This is a genomic window from Bradyrhizobium sp. OK095 (assembly GCF_900109945.1).
Lineage (GTDB): Bacteria > Pseudomonadota > Alphaproteobacteria > Rhizobiales > Xanthobacteraceae > Bradyrhizobium.
In genome coordinates this window covers 172969-191221 of record NZ_FOBX01000014.1, presented here as the reverse complement: position 1 = coordinate 191221, position 18253 = coordinate 172969, and the positions used below count along the sequence as shown (strand labels likewise).

17 protein-coding genes are annotated in these 18253 nt (G+C 64.0%); 3 read left to right on the top strand and 14 right to left on the bottom strand.

The window, feature by feature from the left end:
- Window positions 1-6: 6 nt before the first annotated feature.
- The 4 genes from BMW89_RS30710 to BMW89_RS30695 all read right to left on the bottom strand — a co-directional run bounded on the left by BMW89_RS30710 (window position 7) and on the right by BMW89_RS30695 (window position 4795).
- Window positions 7-912, bottom strand: a complete 906-nt coding sequence (locus tag BMW89_RS30710; RefSeq protein WP_092033004.1) for an ABC transporter permease — start codon at window positions 910-912, stop codon at window positions 7-9.
- The gene (locus tag BMW89_RS30705) at window positions 909-1799 is read right to left on the bottom strand and encodes an ABC transporter permease (protein WP_092033000.1); all 891 of its coding nucleotides are present in this window, start codon (window positions 1797-1799) and stop codon (window positions 909-911) included. The genes BMW89_RS30710 and BMW89_RS30705 overlap by 4 nt, the downstream gene beginning before the upstream one ends.
- A gap of 82 nt (window positions 1800-1881) precedes the next feature.
- Window positions 1882-3231 carry an ABC transporter substrate-binding protein gene (locus BMW89_RS30700; protein WP_092032995.1) on the bottom strand — a complete coding sequence of 450 codons (1350 nt, stop codon included), beginning with the start codon at window positions 3229-3231 and terminating at the stop codon, window positions 1882-1884.
- Between the two features lie 262 nt (window positions 3232-3493).
- The gene (locus BMW89_RS30695; RefSeq protein WP_092033125.1) at window positions 3494-4795 is read right to left on the bottom strand and encodes an MFS transporter; all 1302 of its coding nucleotides are present in this window, start codon (window positions 4793-4795) and stop codon (window positions 3494-3496) included.
- A 372-nt stretch (window positions 4796-5167) separates the two neighbouring features.
- On the opposite strand from BMW89_RS30695, the gene BMW89_RS30690 reads away from it, so the two are divergent.
- Genes BMW89_RS30690 through BMW89_RS30680 form a run of 3 tightly spaced genes read left to right on the top strand, consistent with a single transcriptional unit; the run spans window position 5168 to window position 8942 of the window.
- The gene (locus BMW89_RS30690; protein WP_092032991.1) at window positions 5168-6382 is read left to right on the top strand and encodes an ABC transporter substrate-binding protein; all 1215 of its coding nucleotides are present in this window, start codon (window positions 5168-5170) and stop codon (window positions 6380-6382) included.
- 8 nt (window positions 6383-6390) lie between these two features.
- Window positions 6391-8124: an FAD-dependent oxidoreductase gene (locus BMW89_RS30685; RefSeq protein ID WP_092032986.1), complete on the top strand. Its 1734-nt coding sequence runs from the start codon at window positions 6391-6393 to the stop codon at window positions 8122-8124.
- A gap of 23 nt (window positions 8125-8147) precedes the next feature.
- The gene (locus BMW89_RS30680; RefSeq protein ID WP_092033121.1) at window positions 8148-8942 is read left to right on the top strand and encodes an IclR family transcriptional regulator; all 795 of its coding nucleotides are present in this window, start codon (window positions 8148-8150) and stop codon (window positions 8940-8942) included.
- 3 nt (window positions 8943-8945) lie between these two features.
- On the opposite strand, the gene BMW89_RS30675 is transcribed toward BMW89_RS30680, so the two are convergent.
- From BMW89_RS30675 to BMW89_RS30630, 10 genes are all read right to left on the bottom strand, one after another.
- On the bottom strand, window positions 8946-9728 hold the full coding sequence (locus tag BMW89_RS30675) for an SDR family NAD(P)-dependent oxidoreductase (protein WP_092032982.1): 783 nt from the start codon (window positions 9726-9728) through the stop codon (window positions 8946-8948).
- A 57-nt stretch (window positions 9729-9785) separates the two neighbouring features.
- Entirely contained in the window at window positions 9786-10376 is a 591-nt protein-coding gene (locus BMW89_RS30670; RefSeq protein ID WP_092032979.1) for a thiamine pyrophosphate-dependent enzyme, read from the bottom strand.
- On the bottom strand, window positions 10376-10918 hold the full coding sequence (locus BMW89_RS30665; protein ID WP_092032975.1) for a thiamine pyrophosphate-binding protein: 543 nt from the start codon (window positions 10916-10918) through the stop codon (window positions 10376-10378). The genes BMW89_RS30670 and BMW89_RS30665 overlap by 1 nt, the downstream gene beginning before the upstream one ends.
- A 306-nt stretch (window positions 10919-11224) precedes the next feature.
- The gene (locus BMW89_RS30660) at window positions 11225-11929 is read right to left on the bottom strand and encodes a GntR family transcriptional regulator (protein WP_244547733.1); all 705 of its coding nucleotides are present in this window, start codon (window positions 11927-11929) and stop codon (window positions 11225-11227) included.
- A gap of 110 nt (window positions 11930-12039) precedes the next feature.
- Complete coding sequence (locus tag BMW89_RS30655; RefSeq protein WP_092032968.1) at window positions 12040-12783, bottom strand: aspartate/glutamate racemase family protein; 744 nt, start codon at window positions 12781-12783, stop codon at window positions 12040-12042.
- Window positions 12784-12792: 9 nt separating this feature from the next.
- On the bottom strand, window positions 12793-14058 hold the full coding sequence (locus BMW89_RS30650) for an NAD(P)/FAD-dependent oxidoreductase (RefSeq protein WP_092032963.1): 1266 nt from the start codon (window positions 14056-14058) through the stop codon (window positions 12793-12795).
- A 3-nt stretch (window positions 14059-14061) separates the two neighbouring features.
- The gene (locus BMW89_RS30645; RefSeq protein ID WP_092032958.1) at window positions 14062-15723 is read right to left on the bottom strand and encodes a thiamine pyrophosphate-binding protein; all 1662 of its coding nucleotides are present in this window, start codon (window positions 15721-15723) and stop codon (window positions 14062-14064) included.
- On the bottom strand, window positions 15720-16946 hold the full coding sequence (locus BMW89_RS30640) for a pyridoxal phosphate-dependent aminotransferase (protein ID WP_092032954.1): 1227 nt from the start codon (window positions 16944-16946) through the stop codon (window positions 15720-15722). The genes BMW89_RS30645 and BMW89_RS30640 overlap by 4 nt, the downstream gene beginning before the upstream one ends.
- A 9-nt stretch (window positions 16947-16955) precedes the next feature.
- Complete coding sequence (locus BMW89_RS30635) at window positions 16956-17309, bottom strand: RidA family protein (RefSeq protein ID WP_092032950.1); 354 nt, start codon at window positions 17307-17309, stop codon at window positions 16956-16958.
- A gap of 11 nt (window positions 17310-17320) precedes the next feature.
- The gene (locus BMW89_RS30630) at window positions 17321-18238 is read right to left on the bottom strand and encodes an NAD(P)-dependent oxidoreductase (RefSeq protein WP_092032946.1); all 918 of its coding nucleotides are present in this window, start codon (window positions 18236-18238) and stop codon (window positions 17321-17323) included.
- Window positions 18239-18253: the final 15 nt, after the last annotated feature.

The window sequence follows — 18253 nt, the reverse complement described above, 5'->3', positions numbered from 1 at the left end:
CCTTGCTCAAGCCTTGGCGCTGCTGCCGCGCTTCTTCTGGATCAGCACGATGCTGCCCAGGCTCGCGCCGATGACGACGAAGGAGACGATGGTGGTCACCGTGCCCAGCGCGTACAGCGAGGGCGAGGTGACGTTCAGCGTCATGCTCCAGATTTCCAGCGGCAGCGTGTTCAGCGATCCTGCGGTCTGGAGACTGCGCGCGAACTCGTCATAGGACAGCGTGAAGCCGAACAGCGCGACGGCGACGAGCCCGGGCGCGAGCACTGGTATCATCACCAACCGGATCGACTGCCAGCGGCTGGCGCCGAGGTCGTAGGCCGCCTCCTCCCAGACATGATTGAAGCGCGACATCACCGCGAACATCACGAGCACGCCGAACGGCAGCGTCCAGGACAGCTGCGCACCGAGCGCCGAAGTATACCAGCTCGCATTCAAGCCGAGCGCCTGGAACAGAAGCCCCGTGCCTAGGCCAAGCACGAGACCCGGCGCGACCAGACTGCCGATCATCATGTAAAAAACAAAAGTGTCGCCGCGAAAGCGCTTGCGGAAGCCAAGCCCGGCAAGGAACGAGACCACCACCGTAATGGCGGTGACGATGACCGCGAGCTTGATCGAACGATCGAACGAGCCCTTGACGTCGCCGGTCCGCACCTGGGTGAAGAGATCGACGAACCAGTGCAGCGAGTGACCCTTCATCGGAAAGACGAGGCCGCCGCGGATATCCTGGAACGACAGGATGTAGATGCAGAACATCGGGCCGTAGAGCGCGATCACGTAAAGCGAAAACAGCGTCGCGAGGACATAGAAGGTCCAGGGCCGCCCGCCCTTGCTGGGCGCGATTGCCTTGGTCGCCGCGGACCCGACCGACTTGGACATATCAGTCTTGTGTATATCGGCGAGAACAGCGCTCATCGCGTGATCTCCTGCCTGATATCGACCGTGCGCAGGATCAGCGAAACGATCGCGACCAGCACCAGCGTCAGCAGCACGGCGCTCGCCGCCGCGGTCGGATATTGCAGCACACCGACGTCCTCATAGAAGGCGCTGACCACCGAGGCCGAGCCGCCGCCGGACATCACCTTGACCACGAAGAAATCGCCCATCACGATCGAGACCACGAAGATGGTGCCGAGCGCGATGCCGCTCTTGGACATCGGCACCACGATCAGGCGCAGGATGTCGAAACGGCTGGCACCGGCGTCGATCGCGGCCTCGATCAGCTTCTTGTCGATCCGCGCCATCGAATTGAAGATCGGAACGATCATGAAGATCGTGAGCTGGTGGACATAGGCGATGACCACCGCGAGGTCGGAGAACAGCAACACCTCCAGCGGCTGGCGGATTACGCCCAGCGCCAGCAGCGCCTGATTGATTAGGCCTTCCTTGCCCAGCAGCGGGATCCAGGAAATCATCCGGATAATGTTCGAGGTCCAGAACGGCACCGTGCACAGCAGGAACAGGCCGATCGCGAGCAATTGGTTGCGGACGTGGAAGACGAGGAAGTAGGCGACGAAGAAACCGATGATCAGCGTGAAGATCCAGGTCAGCACCGTGAACTTGATCGTCGCCAGATACAGTTTTAGCGTCAGCGCCGAATGCAGCACCTCGACATAGCTTGCGAGCGTGAACTCAGGCGTCAGTCCGCCAAAACCGTCGGTGGCAAAGAAGCTCGCCGCCAACACGACCAGGATCGGCGCCACGAAGAACGGCACGAGCACCAGAACCAGCGGCGACACGTAAAGCCAGCCGGCGAGATTGGCACGTGGTGGAGCTTGAGCTGAACTTGGACTTGGCTGCATGTCAGCGAACGCCTCGAAGTCGGTCTCGTCGCACCGGCGCGTTACGGCGCCGGTGCATCGTTCAAATCAGGGAAAGCAGGTTTCAGGCCACCTTGAAGTCGTTCCAGCGCTTGTTCATGTAGGCGGCCTCGTCCATCAGCGTGTTCCAGCACGAGATGTTCTTGACGCGGTCGAGGAACGAGCCGCCGTCACGCTTGGTGCCGGCCTTCTCCATCGGCACGCCATAGGGATCGTTGATGACTTCAGGCGCCGGCTTGCCGTCGTACCAGAAGTCCCATTCGGCAGCGGTCAGGAATTTCTTCGCGGTCGACGGCACCGGGCTGTAGTAGCCGTAGCGTCCGACGAAGCCGCCCTGCCAGCCCGAGAGATACCAGTTGAGATATTCGTAGGCCGCATCGAGCTTCTTGCCGGAGAGATGCTTCATCAGGCCCATGCCGTTGCACCAGCCGCGATAGCCTTCCTTGCCGTTCTTGATGTTGACCGGCGCGTAGACGCAGGGGATTTCCTTGACGCGTACGGCGGCAACCGCCGGCGACCACATCGACTGGATCACCACCTCGCCCGCCGCCATCAGCTGCACCGACTGGTCGAAGGTGGTCCAGGTCGCACGGAACTGGCCTGCCTTCTTCAATTCGATCAGCTTGTCGCAGGTAAAGTCGATCTCCTGCTTCGTCATATTGCCCTTGTTGCCGTACTTGATCAGCCCAGCACTCTCGAAGCAGAGGGCGGCGTCCATGATGCCGATCGCGGGCACGTCGAGGATCGCGGCCTTGCCCTTGAATTTCGGATCGATCAGATTCTTCCACTCGGTCACTTCGTGGCCGACGAGGTCGGGGCGGTAGCCGATGGAATCGGCGTTGTAGACCTGCGGCAGGAACGTCGCCCATTCGGTCACGCCGTCGTGCAGATCGGTCGAGTCGGGCTTGGAAATGTACATCGCCTCGTAAGGCGAGATGCCCTGGCGCGGGATCTTGTGGCCGTCGATCTCGCCCTTGGTGAAGATCGGCAAGATGTTGTCGAACTCCTTGATCTTCTTGACTTCGATGCCCTGGATCACGCTGCGCTTGGCGGCGAGCTTGGCCTGCCAGCCTTCGAGGTCGGCGATATCGACCGTATTAGGCTGGCTTATGAAGCGGTTGATGGCGGCGGAGGTGTCGAGGTTCTGCATCGTCACCTTGAAGCCAAGATCCTTGGCCGCCTGGTCGCCGATCGCCTTCACCACCGAATAGGAGACGCCGACATGGCGCAGCTCGATGTCCTTGATCTCCTGCGCCCAGATGGTCGGGAAGCCACGGATCGCATCCGACCCTGCGGCTGCGCCCGCAACAGCGGCCGCCCCCTTCAAGAGTGTGCGCCGGCTTAGCTTTTTCGCAGGTCTCGCTTCCGTTCCCGCCGGATTGGAAGTGGACGTCCCCTTAGCCCCATCAGACATGGCAACCCTCGTTGGTTACGATGAACGCTCGCGCCGATCGCCATTGACCGGCTGCTTATGTGATCAGATGCGCGTGAAGCTAGAGGCGGGATTTTGCGAAGTAAAATTGGAAGTAAAAATTCGCCGCATAAACGCGGCTAATGGATCAGGCCGCTGCATCGGCTTTTGGCAGCCCGCATAAGAAGGCGTCAGGACGTGTATGCAAGGCGAGGCAACGGGCCTCGTCGGCCCGTTCGCGCGGCAGAGGTGATGACGACTTATTTCAGGATTTGAGCATGTCGCGCGCCGTCTCCGGCGTCATCAGCGTCGCGATGATCGTGATGATCGACAGAGCGATGATGTAGAGCGACACCGGCCAATACGAGCCGGCCCAGGCGAGCAGTGCGGTCGCGATCAGCGGCGAGAAGCCGCCGCTCAACGCGGCTGCGACATTTGCGCCGAGCGAGGCACCGCTGTAGCGCACCTGAGTGCGAAACAGTTCCGGCATGAAGGCGGCCTTCGGCCCGAACAGCAGCGCATGCGTCAGCGTCATCGTGACGACGAGGGCGAATGTGATCAGCGCCGGCTCCTTGGTGTCGAGAAACCAGAACAGCGGAAACGCCAGCGCCACCGAGAACACGCCGCCGGCGAGATACAGTGCCTTGCGGCCAAAAATATCAGAGAGCCAGCCGGCCAGCGGCAGCGTCGCGAACTCGACGATCGCGGCATAGACCACCGCATTCAGGATTACCTGGCGCGGCAGGCCGAGCTTTGTCGTCGCATAGACCACGGTGAAGACGGTGAGGAGATAAGCGAGCCCGACTTCCGACACCGTGATGCCGACCGCGAGCAGAAAACTGCGCCAGTCGCGGCGCAGCACTTCCATCACCGGCTGCGCCAGCACTTCCTTGCGCTCGACAACCTCCTTGAAGTGCGGCGTCTCGGCGAGCCTCAGCCGTACGATGAAGCCGATTCCGACCAGCAGAATGCTGATCCAGAACGGGACGCGCCAACCCCAGCTCAGGAAGTCGGCCTCGGGGAGCTGCGTCACCAGGGCAAAGATGCCGGTGGAGGCGGCAACGCCGACGGGAAAGCCGATCTGCACCAGGCTGCCGTAGAAGCCGCGGCGATTGCCCGCATGCTCGATCACCATCACGACCGCGCCGCTCCATTCGCCGCCGAGCCCGATGCCCTGGATGAAGCGCAGCATGATGAGGAAAATTGGCGCCCAGACGCCGATCTGGCTGTAGGTCGGCAGGCAGCCGATCAGGAAGGTGCCGAGCCCCATCGCGATCATGGTCGCCACCAGCATCTTCTTGCGACCGAGCCGGTCGCCATAATGCCCGATAATCGCGCCGCCGATCGGCCGCGCCACGAAGCCGACCGCATAGGTCGAGAACGCCGCCAGCGTGCCGACGAAGGGATCGAAGGTCGGGAAGAACAGCTTGTTCAGCACGAGTGCGGCCGCCGTGCCGTAGATCAGAAAATCGTACCACTCGATCGCGGTGCCGAGCGCGCTCGCCCACACCACATGCGCCGTCGTCGATTTCTCCGCCGAAGCAGAGACCCCCGTTGCTGCCGTCATGCCACGCGCCCCAAAACATTCCGGATGCATCATGGCCAATCGCGGTGATGGTTGCAACCTGCGGCGGTGTTACCTCTGCCCGAGACCACGGCGTGAGGTTTTCGCGCGCCGCAGTTTCCACACCCGTCATTGCGAGGAGCCCTTGCGACGAAGCAATCCAGACTGCCTCCGCGGTTAAAGTCTGGATTGCTTCGCTTCGCTCGCAATGACGGGTGTGGAAGCAGTTGCGCGCACGTGTTCGCAACGTCTCCTGGCGGTCACGGAACCTGCCCAATCGGCGTTATTCGCCATTGACAAACTAATTCGCCAATATCTAACTTACCCGGACAATAACCAGCCGCGCCAAGCGGCCATAAAAGAGAGGGAACGACGATGAGAGGGCTTTTGGCCTGCGCCATGCTCGCGGCCATGATTTCGGCTGCCATGACCAATGTTGCGCGCGCGCAAGTCTCCGACGACGCGGTGCGGATCGGCGTGCTGACGGATCTGTCGAGCTGGGGTCGCGACAACAGCGGGCCGGGCTCGGTCGAAGCCGCGAAAATGGCGGTGGAGGAATTCGGGCCGACCGTGCTCGGCAAGCCGATCGAGATCATCAGCGCCGACCACCAGATGAAGACCGACGTCGGCGTGCAGATCGTGCGCGGCTGGTTCGACAACGGCAAGATCGACGCCGTCGTCGACATCCCGAATTCCGGCATCGCGATCGCCGTGCACAACATGGTGCGCGAGCGCAACAAGATCGCCCTGCTCTCCGGCCCCGGCGCCAGCTCACTCACCGACGAGCTGTGCAGCCCGAACACCGTGCATTTCACCTACGACACCTACGCGCTGTCCAAGGTGACGGCCTCCGCCGTGATCAAGGAAGGCGGAAAATCCTGGTTCTTCATCACCGCGGACTACGCCTTCGGTCAGCAGCTCGAGAAGGATGCCACCCGCTTCATCAACGAAATGGGCGGCAAGGTGCTCGGCGGCGTCAAGCATCCGACAAATACGGCGGACTTCTCCTCCTTCGCGCTGCAGGCGCAGAGCTCGAAAGCCGACGTGGTCGCTTTCGCCAATGCCGGTCAGGACACCGACAATGCGATCAAGCAGTCCGGCGAGTTCGGCCTGGTCCAGGGCGGCCAAAAGCTCGTCGGCCTGCTGATGTTCGACACCGACGTGCATGCGGTCGGTCTCAAGGCTGCGCAGGGCACTTACATGACCACGGCGTCCTACTGGAACATGGACGAGGCAACGCGCGCCTGGTCCAAGAAGTTCTATGAGCGCACCAAGGTGATGCCGACCATGATCCACACCGGCGTCTACGGCTCGGTGCTGCATTACCTGAAAGGCATCAAGGCCGCCGGCACCGACGATCCCGCCAAGGTGATGGCCAAGATGCGCGAGCTGCCGATCGAGGACGTCTTTGTCCATGGCGGCAAGCTGCGTGAAGACGGCCGCGTCATCCGCGACATGTATCTGGCCAAGGTGAAGTCGCCCGAGCAGTCCAAAGAGCCTTGGGATTATCTGGACATCGTCAAGACCGTGAAGGGCGAGGACGCCTTCCGCCCGGTCTCCGAATCCAAATGTCCGCTGCTGAAGAAGTGAGGTGAGACATGACCGGCAACGAGCGCAACGCAATTGAGACTTACGAGTGCGATGTGCTCGTGGCCGGATCGGGCGCCTCCGGCATGTCGGCCGCGATCACCGCGCGCTACCGCGGCCTCGACGTGCTGATCGTCGAGAAGGAGCCGCGCTTCGGGGGCACCACGGCGCGCTCCGGCGGCTGGCTCTGGATCCCCGGCACGTCGCTCGCAAAGGCCTACGGCATCGAGGAGGCACCGGAGCAGGCGCGCATCTATCTGCGCCACGAAGCAGGCAACAACTTCGACGCCGCGCGCGTCGATGCGTTTCTCAGCGCCGGCCCGGAGGCAGTCGAATTCTTCACGACCAAAACGGCGTTGCAGTTCGACATGCCGCTGGTGTTTCCCGACTATGACGCCGAAGCGCCCGGCGGCGCCCAAGGCGGCCGCTCCATGGTGACGCGGCCGTTCGACGGGCGGGAGCTCGGCGACCAGATCAAGACGCTCGGCATGCCGCTGCCCGAGCTCACGGTGTTCGGCATGATGCTCGGAAGCGGCAAGGAGATCATCCATTTCATGCGCGTGACGAAGTCGCTGACTTCGGCGGTCTATGTCGCCAAGCGGCTGTCGCGCCACTTCATGGATGTGCTGCGCTACGGCCGCGGCATGACGCTGACCAACGGCAATGCGCTCGCCGGGCGCCTCGCAAAATCCGCGCAAGACTTGAAGATTCCAATGTGGCTGTCCTCGCCGGTGCGCGAGCTGACGGTCGAGAATGGCACTGTCACCGGCGCCATCGTTTCGCGCGAAGGACGCGACGTGCGTGTCCGCGCCCGGCAAGGCGTCGTGCTCGCCTGCGGCGGCTTCCCGCATGATGTGGAACGCCGCAAAAAGATGTTTCCGCATGCGCCGACCGGCAATGAGCATTATTCACCGGGACCGACCGGCAACACCGGCGACGGCCTGCGCCTCGCGGAAAGCGCCGGCGGACATGTCGAGGACCGGCTCCCGAACGCGGCGGCCTGGGTGCCGGTGTCGCTGACCACGCGCAAGGACGGCTCGAAGGGCGTGATGCCGCATTTCATCGACCGCGCCAAACCCGGCGTGATCGCGGTGATGCGCGACGGCAAGCGCTTTGCCAATGAGGGCAATTCCTATCACCAGTTCGTCCAGGCCATGGTCAAGGCGGCCAAACCCGGCGAGGAGATCGCCGCGTTCCTCGTCTGCGATCACCAGGCGCTGCGCAAGTACGGCCTCGGCTGCGTGCCGCCCTTCCCGATGCCAACAGGTCATCACCTCAAGACCGGCTACCTCATGCGCGGCGACACGCTGGAAGCGCTGGCGGCGAAGGCCGGCATTGATGCCGGGGCTTTCGTCGAGACCGTCAAGCAGTTCAATGCCACTGCCCCGCTGGGTCATGACGCCGCTTTCGGCAAGGGCTCAAAAGCCTATAACCGCTATCAGGGCGACGCCATGCACGGCCCGAATCCTTGTATCGCGCCGATCGAGAACGGCCCGTTCTACGCCATCAAGATGGTGATCGGCGATCTCGGCACCTATGCCGGCATCGTCACCGACGAGAACGCCCGCGCGCTCGATGCCGAGGGCCGCGTGATTCCCGGGCTCTATGCCGCCGGCAACGACATGGCGAGCATCATGGGCGGCAATTATCCCGGCGCCGGCATCACGCTTGGGCCGGCGCTGACCTTCGGCTACATTGCCGGCCGTCATCTCGCCGATAGCGCCGCCAAGTGCGACGCGGCGTAAGCGAGCGCAACGCCAGGAGGCGCATGAAGAGAGAAAGCCGCGGCATCCAGTCGATCGAGGTCGGCGGAGAATTGCTTCGCGCGCTCGCAAGAAGCGGCGAGCCGATGATGCTGCGCGATCTCGCCCGCGAGGCCGGCATGACGCCGGCCAAGGCGCATCCTTATCTCGCCAGCTTCTCCCGGATCGGACTGATCGAGCAGGACGAGACCACCGGCCGCTACGAGATCGGCGCACTCGCGCTGGAGCTCGGGCTCATCAGCCTGCGCCGGCTCTCCGGCGTCCGCATTGCCGGACCGAAGATCGCCGCGCTCGCGAGCCAGATCGGCCATGCGGTCTCGCTGGCCGTCTGGGGCACGCATGGCCCGACCGTGGTGCAGCTGGAAGAGCCCGGCCAGCCCGTGCACATCGTGATGCGCGCGGGTTCGGTGATGGCGCTGCTGGAGACCGCGACCGGCCGCGCCTTTGCGGCCTTCCTGCCGGAGAAGACCATCAATGCCGCGCTTGAAAGCGGCCTCGACCGTCACGGCGTCGGCTACAATCCGAAACGCGCGCTGAAGGGCGCGAAGATGGCCGAGATGCTCACAGAGGTCCGCAAGCACGGCCTCGCCCGCGCGCTCGGCGATCCCCTGCCCGGCGTCAATGCGTTCTCCGCGCCGGTTTTCGACCATTCCGGCCATGTCGCGCTGGTCATCACCGCGATGGGACCGGAAGGCACTTTTGATGCGCGCTGGGACAGCCCGATCGCCCATGCCCTGCGCGACTGCGCAGGCCACATCTCGAAGCGGCTCGGCTACGGCATGACGATCGCCGCGGAGTAAAGGCTACTTATCCTTCACCGGCACTGTGTAGTTCAGGATCAGCCGCCCGCCGTCCGGATAGATCGTCTGCCCCGTGATGTACGACGCATCATCACTCGCGAGGAACGCGACGACGGAGGCGACCTCGCTCGGCTCACCGCCACGACCGGCCGGCGTACGTGACATCACGGTTTTCCGCGCATCCTCCGAGGTGTAGATGGAGGACGCCACCATGTCGGTCAAAATCGTGCCTGGCCCGACCGCCACGACGCGGATGTTGTGCGGGGCGAGTGCGACGGCGGCCACCGAAGTCAGCTGCTTCATGCCGCCCTTGGACATCGCGTAGGTCGCAAGCGCCGGGATCGCCAGCAGCGCATTCACCGAGGACATGTTGATGATGACCCCGCCGCCGCTGCCTTGCGCGATCATCTGCTTCGCTGCGGCCTGCACGCCGAAGAACGCCCCCTTCAAATTGATGCCGATGATTTCGTCGAATTCCTCTTCGGAAATTTCAAGGATATCCCGGTTGCGGGCAACGCCGGCATTGTTGACCATGATGTCGAGCCGGCCGAACTCCCTCACGGCGGTTGCGACGAGTTGATCCACATCAGTGCGCTTGGCGACATTGCCGACGACGGTGCGCAAGGTATCCGGCCGCCCCAGCTCGGCGGCTGTCGCGGCGAGGCCCTCGGCATCGACGTCCGAGATCACGACCTTGACGCCGTCGTCCAAAAATCTCTTTGCGCAGGCCTTGCCGATGCCGCGTGCCGCGCCGGTGATGGCGGCGACTTTGCCGGATAATTTCATAGTCTCACTCCAGGGATAGCTGCTTAGGCGGCGAGCTATCCCGAAGAGGACCCCGGATCAAGCCGCCGCAAAGCCGAGATGAGCACGGAACCGGTTCTTGATAAAGACGGCATCGCGCGAAGGCAGCGAACGCGGCGGATTTTCAGCCAAAACCTTGATGACGAAGAGCCGCGGGCCTTCCGCCAGTTCGGCGATTTGTGCTGCGAGGCGTTGCACCTCCTCGAGAGTCCGCACGGTTCCAGTCGCGGCAAAACCGCAGGCCACAGCGATCGCGGTGAGATCGACGCCGCGCCCGGTGTGGCTCGCCTGCATCCCGGTCTCGCCAAAATGCTGGTTGTCGATCACAACGATGTCGAGATTGCGCGGCCGCGCGACGCCGATGGTGGCAAGACCGCCGAGGCCCATCAGTTGCTCGCCGTCACCCGTCAAGGCGAGGACACGCTTACCTGGCTGTGCCTGGGCAAGGCCAAGGCCGATCAGCGCGGCGCCGCCCATCGCGCCCCAGAGGTAGAAATTTCCGTCGTGGTCACCGACCGAATGCAAATCGTAAGTGGGCGAGCCGAGGCCGGAGACAACCAGCGTGTCCTTGCGGTTCTTCAGGAGAACGGCGACAGCGGCGCGTCGATCGAGTTGAGCTTGCATTGACATCACCACTTCTTCTTGCCGATCAGGCGTTGCCCGATCAGGACCGCGATCTGCTGGTCGGAGTCATAGGCGAGCGCCGCGGCTGCTTCGACCGTCTCGACCAGATCCTCCGGCGTCTCCGCCCGCATCACCTTCAGGCCGATCGCCTCCAGCGAGGGCTGTGTCGCCCGGCTCATCGGCACCTGCCAGGGATTGAACTCGGCCCATTCGCCGCGCATCGTCACCAGCATCAACAGCGGAAAGCGGCCGATCGCCGACAGCGACAGCATGTTGATGCAATTGCCGACTCCGCTCGACTGCATCAGCAGCACGCTGCGCTGGCCACCGAGCCAGGCGCCGGCGGCGATGGCAATGCCTTCCTCTTCGGTCGTCAGCACATTGGTGGTGACGCCGGGGTCGGCCGAGAACATGCGGATGAGCTGGCTATGGCCGGCATCCGGCACATAGGACATTTGCCTGACGTCGGCCGCTTTCAGGATGCGATAGAGCTCGGACGGCCAGTCGTCGCTGGCGCGTGTATCAGGGTTCGGTTGGGGGCTATGCACCGCGTGTCTCCGTGAATTTCGAGCGGCACGCTAGCGATTATTCCGCACGATGGCGCTGACCGTCTGGCACGACCAGATATCGAAGAATTGTATAGCTGGGGGAATAGCGCGATGCGCATGGCTGCGCCCTCTCCCCTTGCGGGAGAGGGCATCACCGAAGGTCGACACGACCTCATTAGGGTGAGGGGTCTGTCTCCGCGCACTCAAACGCATTTGTATTCGCCGAGAGATACCCCTCATCCGGCGCTTCGCGCCACCTTCTCCCGCAAGGGGAGAAGGAAGGGCACCGCGCTTGCGATAACTGACCTAGTTCGCCGCCGATCTCGCCACCGCCGGCATGTAAATCTGCGCGTAGCCTTCCTTGATCGCCGACGTGATCCGATCGAGGCGGCGGTCGATGTGCTTTTCCAGCACCTCGACACAGGCCTCTTCGTCCCGCGCCTTCAATCCCTCGACCACAGCACGATGCTCGGCCTGGGTGTTGGATCGGTTGATGCTGTCCATGTCGATCCAGCGCACGAAACGGATGCGGGCGTTGACGTTGCGCAGCACGCGCAGCATCTCGGCATTGTTCGACATCCCCATCAGCCGCTCGTGGAAGGTCTCGTCGAGCTCGACCAGCTCGACCGAAGAACGCTCGCCGGGATCGGGACCAGTGGCTTCGAGGAATTTCAAGAGCGCGTCGATGTCCTCGTCCTTGGCGCGCTTGATGGCGAGGCGGACCGAGGCGACCTCGATCGACTTGCGCAGCTCGTAGAGATCGAAAATCTCGTGGGCGTCGAGCTCGCGGCAGAAGAAGCCCTTGCCCGGAGTGAAGCGCAGGAAGCCCTCGGTGTTGAGACGATTGAGCGCCTCGCGCAGCGGCGTGCGGCTGACGCCGAGGCGCTTTGCCAGCTCACCCTCGTTGAGCCGTTCGCCCGGCTTGAACTCGTAGCTCACGGCCATCGCCTTGAGCTGTTCATAGACGCGATCGACGATACTATCGGAAACCAGTTCCACGTTGCTCATCATCAGCTGCATTCATGCCCGAACACAGCCTAATATACCGGGGCTGTGGGAGCGATTGCAATGCAAACAGCTGCTTGGTTGAGAGCTTGTTCAGAGCTTTGCGACAGCCCGACTCACGCGAACACGCGCGGGCGCAGCCCAGCATGAAACCAGGTGATCATGGAATAGATGTCGTAGACCGGCAATCCCACTTCGGCCTGTAACGCTGCCGCATAAGGAGGCATGTTGGTGCATTCGAGCACGATGGCGCCGACATCAGGGTTTTTGGCGACAAGCTGCTTGCCGGCCTCGACCACGTCGCGCTCGGCCTGGGCGACATCCATGTCGTCCTTCTCGGCCTTGATCAGGACTCGAAAAAATTCCTTGCCGTGCTCGGTGCCGACCAGCGGCGTATCGAGCGGCACGCCGGCGCCTTCGAGATGGGCCGGCGTCAACGTCGAGCCGGACACCGTGACCAGACCGACGCGCTTGCCCGGCGGCAGGGTCGCCTGCACCCACGGAACCTGCATCAGCGACGAGGTCGCAACCGGCACGCCGACGGCGGAGGCGATCTCCTTCTGGAACAGCGAGAGGAAGCCGCAATTGGTGGTGATGGCTTCAGCGCCAAGCCGCACCAGATCCTTGGCTGCATCGATGAAGTCGGGCAGCAGGCCGGCGGCGCCCTTCAGCACCACCTTCTCCGGCGAAGCGCCGCTCACCACGCGATAGAGCACCGGGAAAGGCCAGGTCGTGCCGTTGCCCATGTCGCCGGGAATGCGAGGGAAGCGCGCCTCCAGCATCAAAATGCCGAGCGGTGCGCCATAGATGGCCTTGCCGCCGCGGGCAATACGAGAGGACGAGTTGGCTGCAGTGGTCATGGTGCGATCTCAGAGGAAGCGAGTGGGCGCGAACGGCGCAAGCGGAATCTCGGGCTGCTTGCCGCTCAGGAGCTGGGCGACGAGACGGCCGGTGCGGGCCGAGCCGACCAGGCCGACATGGCCGTGGCCGAAGGCGTAGACGATATCGCGCGAGACGCGCGCATGTCCGATGCAGGGAAGGCCATCAGGCATGCTCGGCCGATGTCCGAACCATGTCTTGATCCGCGAGGCCGGGATATCCTTCGGCAGCTTTGGAAACATGCTGAGAAGATTGTTGCGCAAAATCTCGGCGCGCTTCCAGTTCGGCGCCGCCTTGAGGCCGGCGATCTCAACTGTGCCGGCGGCGCGCAGGCCCTTATCGGTCCAGTTCACCACCATTTTGGCGTCGGACGCCATCATCGAGCTGCGCGGACCGGATTCCGGGTTCTCGATCATGACGTGATAGCCGCGCTCGGTTTCGAGCGGCAAGGGATCGCCGACCGATGCGGTAAGCCGCTTTGAATGCGCGCCGGCTGCGACCACTGCCGCGTCACAAGGAATCTCGCCGGTCTCGGTGAGGACAGCGACGAGCTTGTTGCCGGAGAGTTTCAGACCGGTCGCCTTGGCATGGACCAGCTTGGCACCGTTCGCCAACGCATGCTGGGCCAGGGCGGCAACGTAAGCGCCGGGATCACGGCAGCGTCCGGCCTCCTCCACCACCACGCCAAACGTGTAACGCGGATGCAGATCCGGCTCGCGCTGACGCATTTCGTCGGCATTGAGCTCCAGCCATTCGACGCCGACCTTCTTGCGCAGGCGCCAGCCGAGATCGTTGTCAAAGTTGCCGCGCGACGGAAAGACGTGCATCACGCCGTTGCGCTCGACCAGTTCGGGGACGCCGGCTTCTTCAGCAAGCTTCCGATGCAGCAGCGGCGCGTCCTTCAGGAGGTCACGCAGCGCAAAGGCCGTCTTCTCGACGCGTGCTTCGGTCCAACCTGACAGCAGGTACTTGATCAGCCAGGGCAGTGCCTTCGGCAAGTAAGACCAGCGGATCGCGAGCGGCCCGAGCGGGTCCAGGAGATAGCCAGGCACCTTCTTCCAGATGCCCGGCTCGGCCGGCGGGATCACAGAATGCGAGGAGAGCCAGCCGGCATTGCCGTAGCTCGCCGCCTGTTCGCCACCGGGCTCGCCGGGATCGATCAGCGTGACGCGATGACCCTCACGCAGCGCCTCGATGGCGCTGATCACGCCGACCGCGCCGGCTCCAATGATGGCGACGTGGCGGCCCTCAGACATGGGCTACGCCTTCACCACGGGCGTAAAATCCTTGCCGACCGACATCGCACGCGGATCGATGATGCAGTGGAGGATCGACGGCTTGCCCGAAGCGAGCGCGCGCTCAAACGCCGGCGCGAACTCTTCGGTGCGCTCGACGCGCTCACCATGACCGCCGAACGCTTTTGCATACATCGCGAAATCAGGGTTCTTGAGCTGAGTGCCGACGACGCGGCCGGGATAGTCGCGCTCCTGGTGCATACGGATGGTGCCGTATTGCGAATTGTCGACGACGATGACGACCAGCGGCACGTCGTATTGCACGGCCGTCGCGAACTCCTGGCCGTTCATCAGGAAGCAGCCATCGCCGGCGAAGGCGACGACGGTACGATCCGGATATTGCCGCTTCGCCAGCACCGCTGCCGGCACGCCATAGCCCATCGAGCCCGAGGTCGGCGCGAGCTGGGTGGCAAAGCTGTGGAAGCGGTGATGGCGATGGATCCAGCCGGCATAATTGCCGGCGCCGTTGCAGACGATCGCGTCCTTCGGCAGACGGTCGCGCAGCCAGGTCATGACCTGACCGTACTGGAAGGTGCCGGGCAGCTCGCGCGCCTTGTCGGTCCAGGCGAGGTAATCGGCGTGCGCCTTGGCGGCCTCGCCCTTCCAGGCAACCGCGCCTGAAGGCTTCAGCGTCTCGACGGCGGCGGCGAACGCGGCGGGCGTTGCCTGGATCGCAAGCTCGGGCTGGTAGACACGGCCGAGCTCTTCGGAGCCCGGATGCACATGAATCAGCTTCTGCTTCGGCGTTGGAATATCGAACAGCGTGTAGGACGAGGACGGCATCTCCGACATGCGGCCGCCGATGAGCAGAATGACATCGGCGTTGTCGATGCGCGCCTTCAGGCCGGGGGCCGGCCCGATGCCGAGGTCACCGGCATAATGCGAATGGTCGGCATCGATCAGCGACGCCCGGCGGAACGAAGTCGCGACCGGCAGGTCGAAGCGCTCGGCAAAGCGCGCGATGCTCTTGGTGGCTTCATCGGTCCAGCGCGAGCCACCGAGGATGACGAGCGGCGCCTTGGCGCTCGCGAGCATCGCACCGACGCGCTCAATGTCGGAAGGCGCCGGCCAGCTTACCGCCGGCTCGATGCGCATGGCGTCCGCAACAGCGGCGGTCTCGGTCAGCATGTTCTCCGGCAGCGAAATCACAACCGGGCCGGGGCGACCTTGCATGGCGACGCGGAAGGCGCGGGCGACCAGCTCCGGAATGCGATCCGGGCGATCGATCTCGACCGCCCATTTCGCCATGGTGCCGAACACTGCCTTGTAGTCGAGCTCCTGGAACGCCTCGCGCTCAAGCATGCCGGTGTCGACCTGGCCGACGAACAGGATCATCGGGGTCGAATCCTGCATCGCGATGTGGACACCGTGGCTGGCATTGGTGGCGCCGGGGCCGCGGGTGACGAAGCAGATTCCGGGGCGCCCGGTGAGCTTGCCATAGGCTTCCGCCATCATCGCAGCGCCGCCTTCGGCGCGGCAGATCACGACGTCGATCGGGCTGTCGTGCAGCGCGTCGAGCGCGGCGAGATAGCTCTCGCCGGGCACGCAGGTCACGCGGTCGACGCCCTGGGCGACCAGCTGATCGATCAGGATCTGGCCCCCGGTGCGTGTGTTGCGAATGGTCATGACAGCTCCCTGCAGGCTTTGGCGATGCGCATCACGGCTTCGCGCAGATTTTGTTCCGAGGTGGCGTAGGACAGCCGGAAATAAGGTGCAAGGCCGAAACAGCTGCCCGGCACCACGGCCACGTCATGCCTCTCCAGCAGAAAGCGGCAGAACGCTGCGTCGCTGTCGATGGTGGTGGCGTCAGGCGTGCGGCGGCCGATCAGGCCGGCACAACTGGCATAGGTATAGAACGCGCCCTCGGGCCGGCGGCAGGTAACGCCGTCGATGGCGTTGAACGCATCGACCACGATGTCGCGGCGGCGCTGGAACGCGGCGCGGCGCTCGACCAGGACGTCTTGCGGGCCGGTCAGCGCGGCAATCGCGGCGGCCTGGCTCACCGAACACGGATTGGTCGTGCTCTGGCTCTGCACCACGGCCATCGCCGCGATCAGCTCGCGCGGACCGCCGCCATAGCCGACGCGCCAGCCGGTCATGGCATAGGCTTTTGAGACCCCGTTGACCGTCAGCGTGCGCGGTTTCAGGCTCGGCTCGAGCGCCGCCGCTGTCACGAACGGCATGCCGTCGTAGATCAGGTGCTCGTAGATGTCGTCGGCCATCAGCCAGACATGCGGGTGGCGCTTGAGCACGTCCAGGATCGGGCGAAGCTGCGCGGCCGAATAGGCAGCGCCCGTCGGATTGGACGGCGAGTTCAGCAGCAACCAGCGCGTCTTCGGCGTGATCGCGCGTTCGAGATCGGCGGCATCCAAACGAAAACCATTGTCCTCGCGGCAGAGCACGTCGACCGGCGTGCCATCGGCGATGCGCACCATGTCGGCGTAGCTGGTCCAGTAGGGCGCGGCGAGGATGACCTCGTCGCCCGGGCTCAACGTTGCCATGAAGGCGTTGTGGATCACCTGCTTGGCGCCGGCGCCCGCGGTGATCTCGTCGGCGGCATAGACGAGATCGTTCTCGCGGCGGAATTTGTCGGCGATGGCCGCCTTCAATTCCGGCGTGCCGTCCAAAATAGTGTATTTGGTCTGGCCGGCGCGGATGGCGCGCTCGGCGGCGTCCTTGGCATGCTCAGGCGTGTCGAAATCAGGCTCGCCTGCGCCCAGCACGATCACCGGCCGCCCTTCGCGCTTGAGCCGCTGCGCGACCGCGCCGATCTTCAATATCTCGGAGACGCCAATCGCGCTGATGCGCTGTGCGGGACGGAAGATCGATGCGGGTGCCCTGACAGTCACGGCCGAGCCTTAACTGCGCGCGGCGATCGCGATCACTTCGATGCGGAAGGCGGGATCGGCAAGCTCGACCTTGCCGCAGGCACGCGTCGGCGCGTTGCCCGGCACGACCCAGGCATCATAGACCGCGTTCATGGCGTCGAAATCGTCCATGGTTTTGAGCCAGACCTGCACGCTGAGCAGGCGCGACTTGTCGGTGCCGGCGCGCGCCAGCATGTCGTCGACCTTCGCCAGCGCCTCTTTTGTCTGCTGGGTGATGTCGGCGGTCTTGGTATCAGCTACTTGGCCGGCAAGGAAAACGAGATCACCGAACACGGTGGCGCGGCTGCGGCGGGCGTTCTGGTCGATGCGGGTGATATCCGACATGGGATGTCCTCTTACTTGCCGGTGGCGATGATGCGGCGGCAGTGATCGAGCGCCGCGCCGATGAGGTTGTCGCTGGCTTCCGGCGTGCGGAACGCCGAATGCGCCGACAGCGTCACGTTCGGCAGCTTTGTGAGAGCATGCCCCGCCGGGAGCGGCTCGACGGTGAAAACGTCGAGGCCGGCATGGGCGATGTGACCGGAGCGGAGCGCCTCTAACATCGCATCCTCGTCGACGACGGCGCCGCGTGCGGTGTTGATCAAAATGCTGCCCTTGCGCATCTGCGCGATGCGCTCACGCGAGAGAAAGCCCTTGGTCTCGTCGTTAAGCAGCAGATGCAGCGAGATAACGTGGCTCTCGGCCAGCAGCTTTTCCAGCGACACGAACTCGACGCCCGGGTGGGTCTTCGGCGTCCTGTTCCAGGCGATCACCTTCATGCCGCAGCCTGCCGCCATGCGCGCGGTTTCCGCGGCGATGCCGCCAAAACCGATCAGGCCGAGCGTCTTGCCGGTGAGCTGAACCGCGTCCCGGCGCAGCCAATTGCCCTCCCGCATGCCGCGATCCATCTCGCCAAAACTCTTGGCGGACGCCCACATCAGCGCGATCGCGCATTCGGCCACGGCCGTGTCGCCATAACCCTTGATGGTGTGGACGGAGATGCCGCGCTCGGCCAGTTCTTCCGGATTCATGTAGCTGCGCGCGCCGGTGCCGAGGAAGACGACATGCTTCAGCTTCGCGCACTTCTCAGTAATCGCGGCTGGCACCGCGGTGTGGTCGACGATCATGATCTCGGCATCGCCGAGCAGGCCGGGGAGATCGTCGGGCTTGATCGAGGGATTACGGTTGATGCTGACAGGCAGCTTCTGTGCGGCCAGCAGCTTGTCGGTCACCGCCGCCAGGGTGTCGTTCGCATCGACGAATAGGGCGCGCACAGGCCTCTCCTTCAG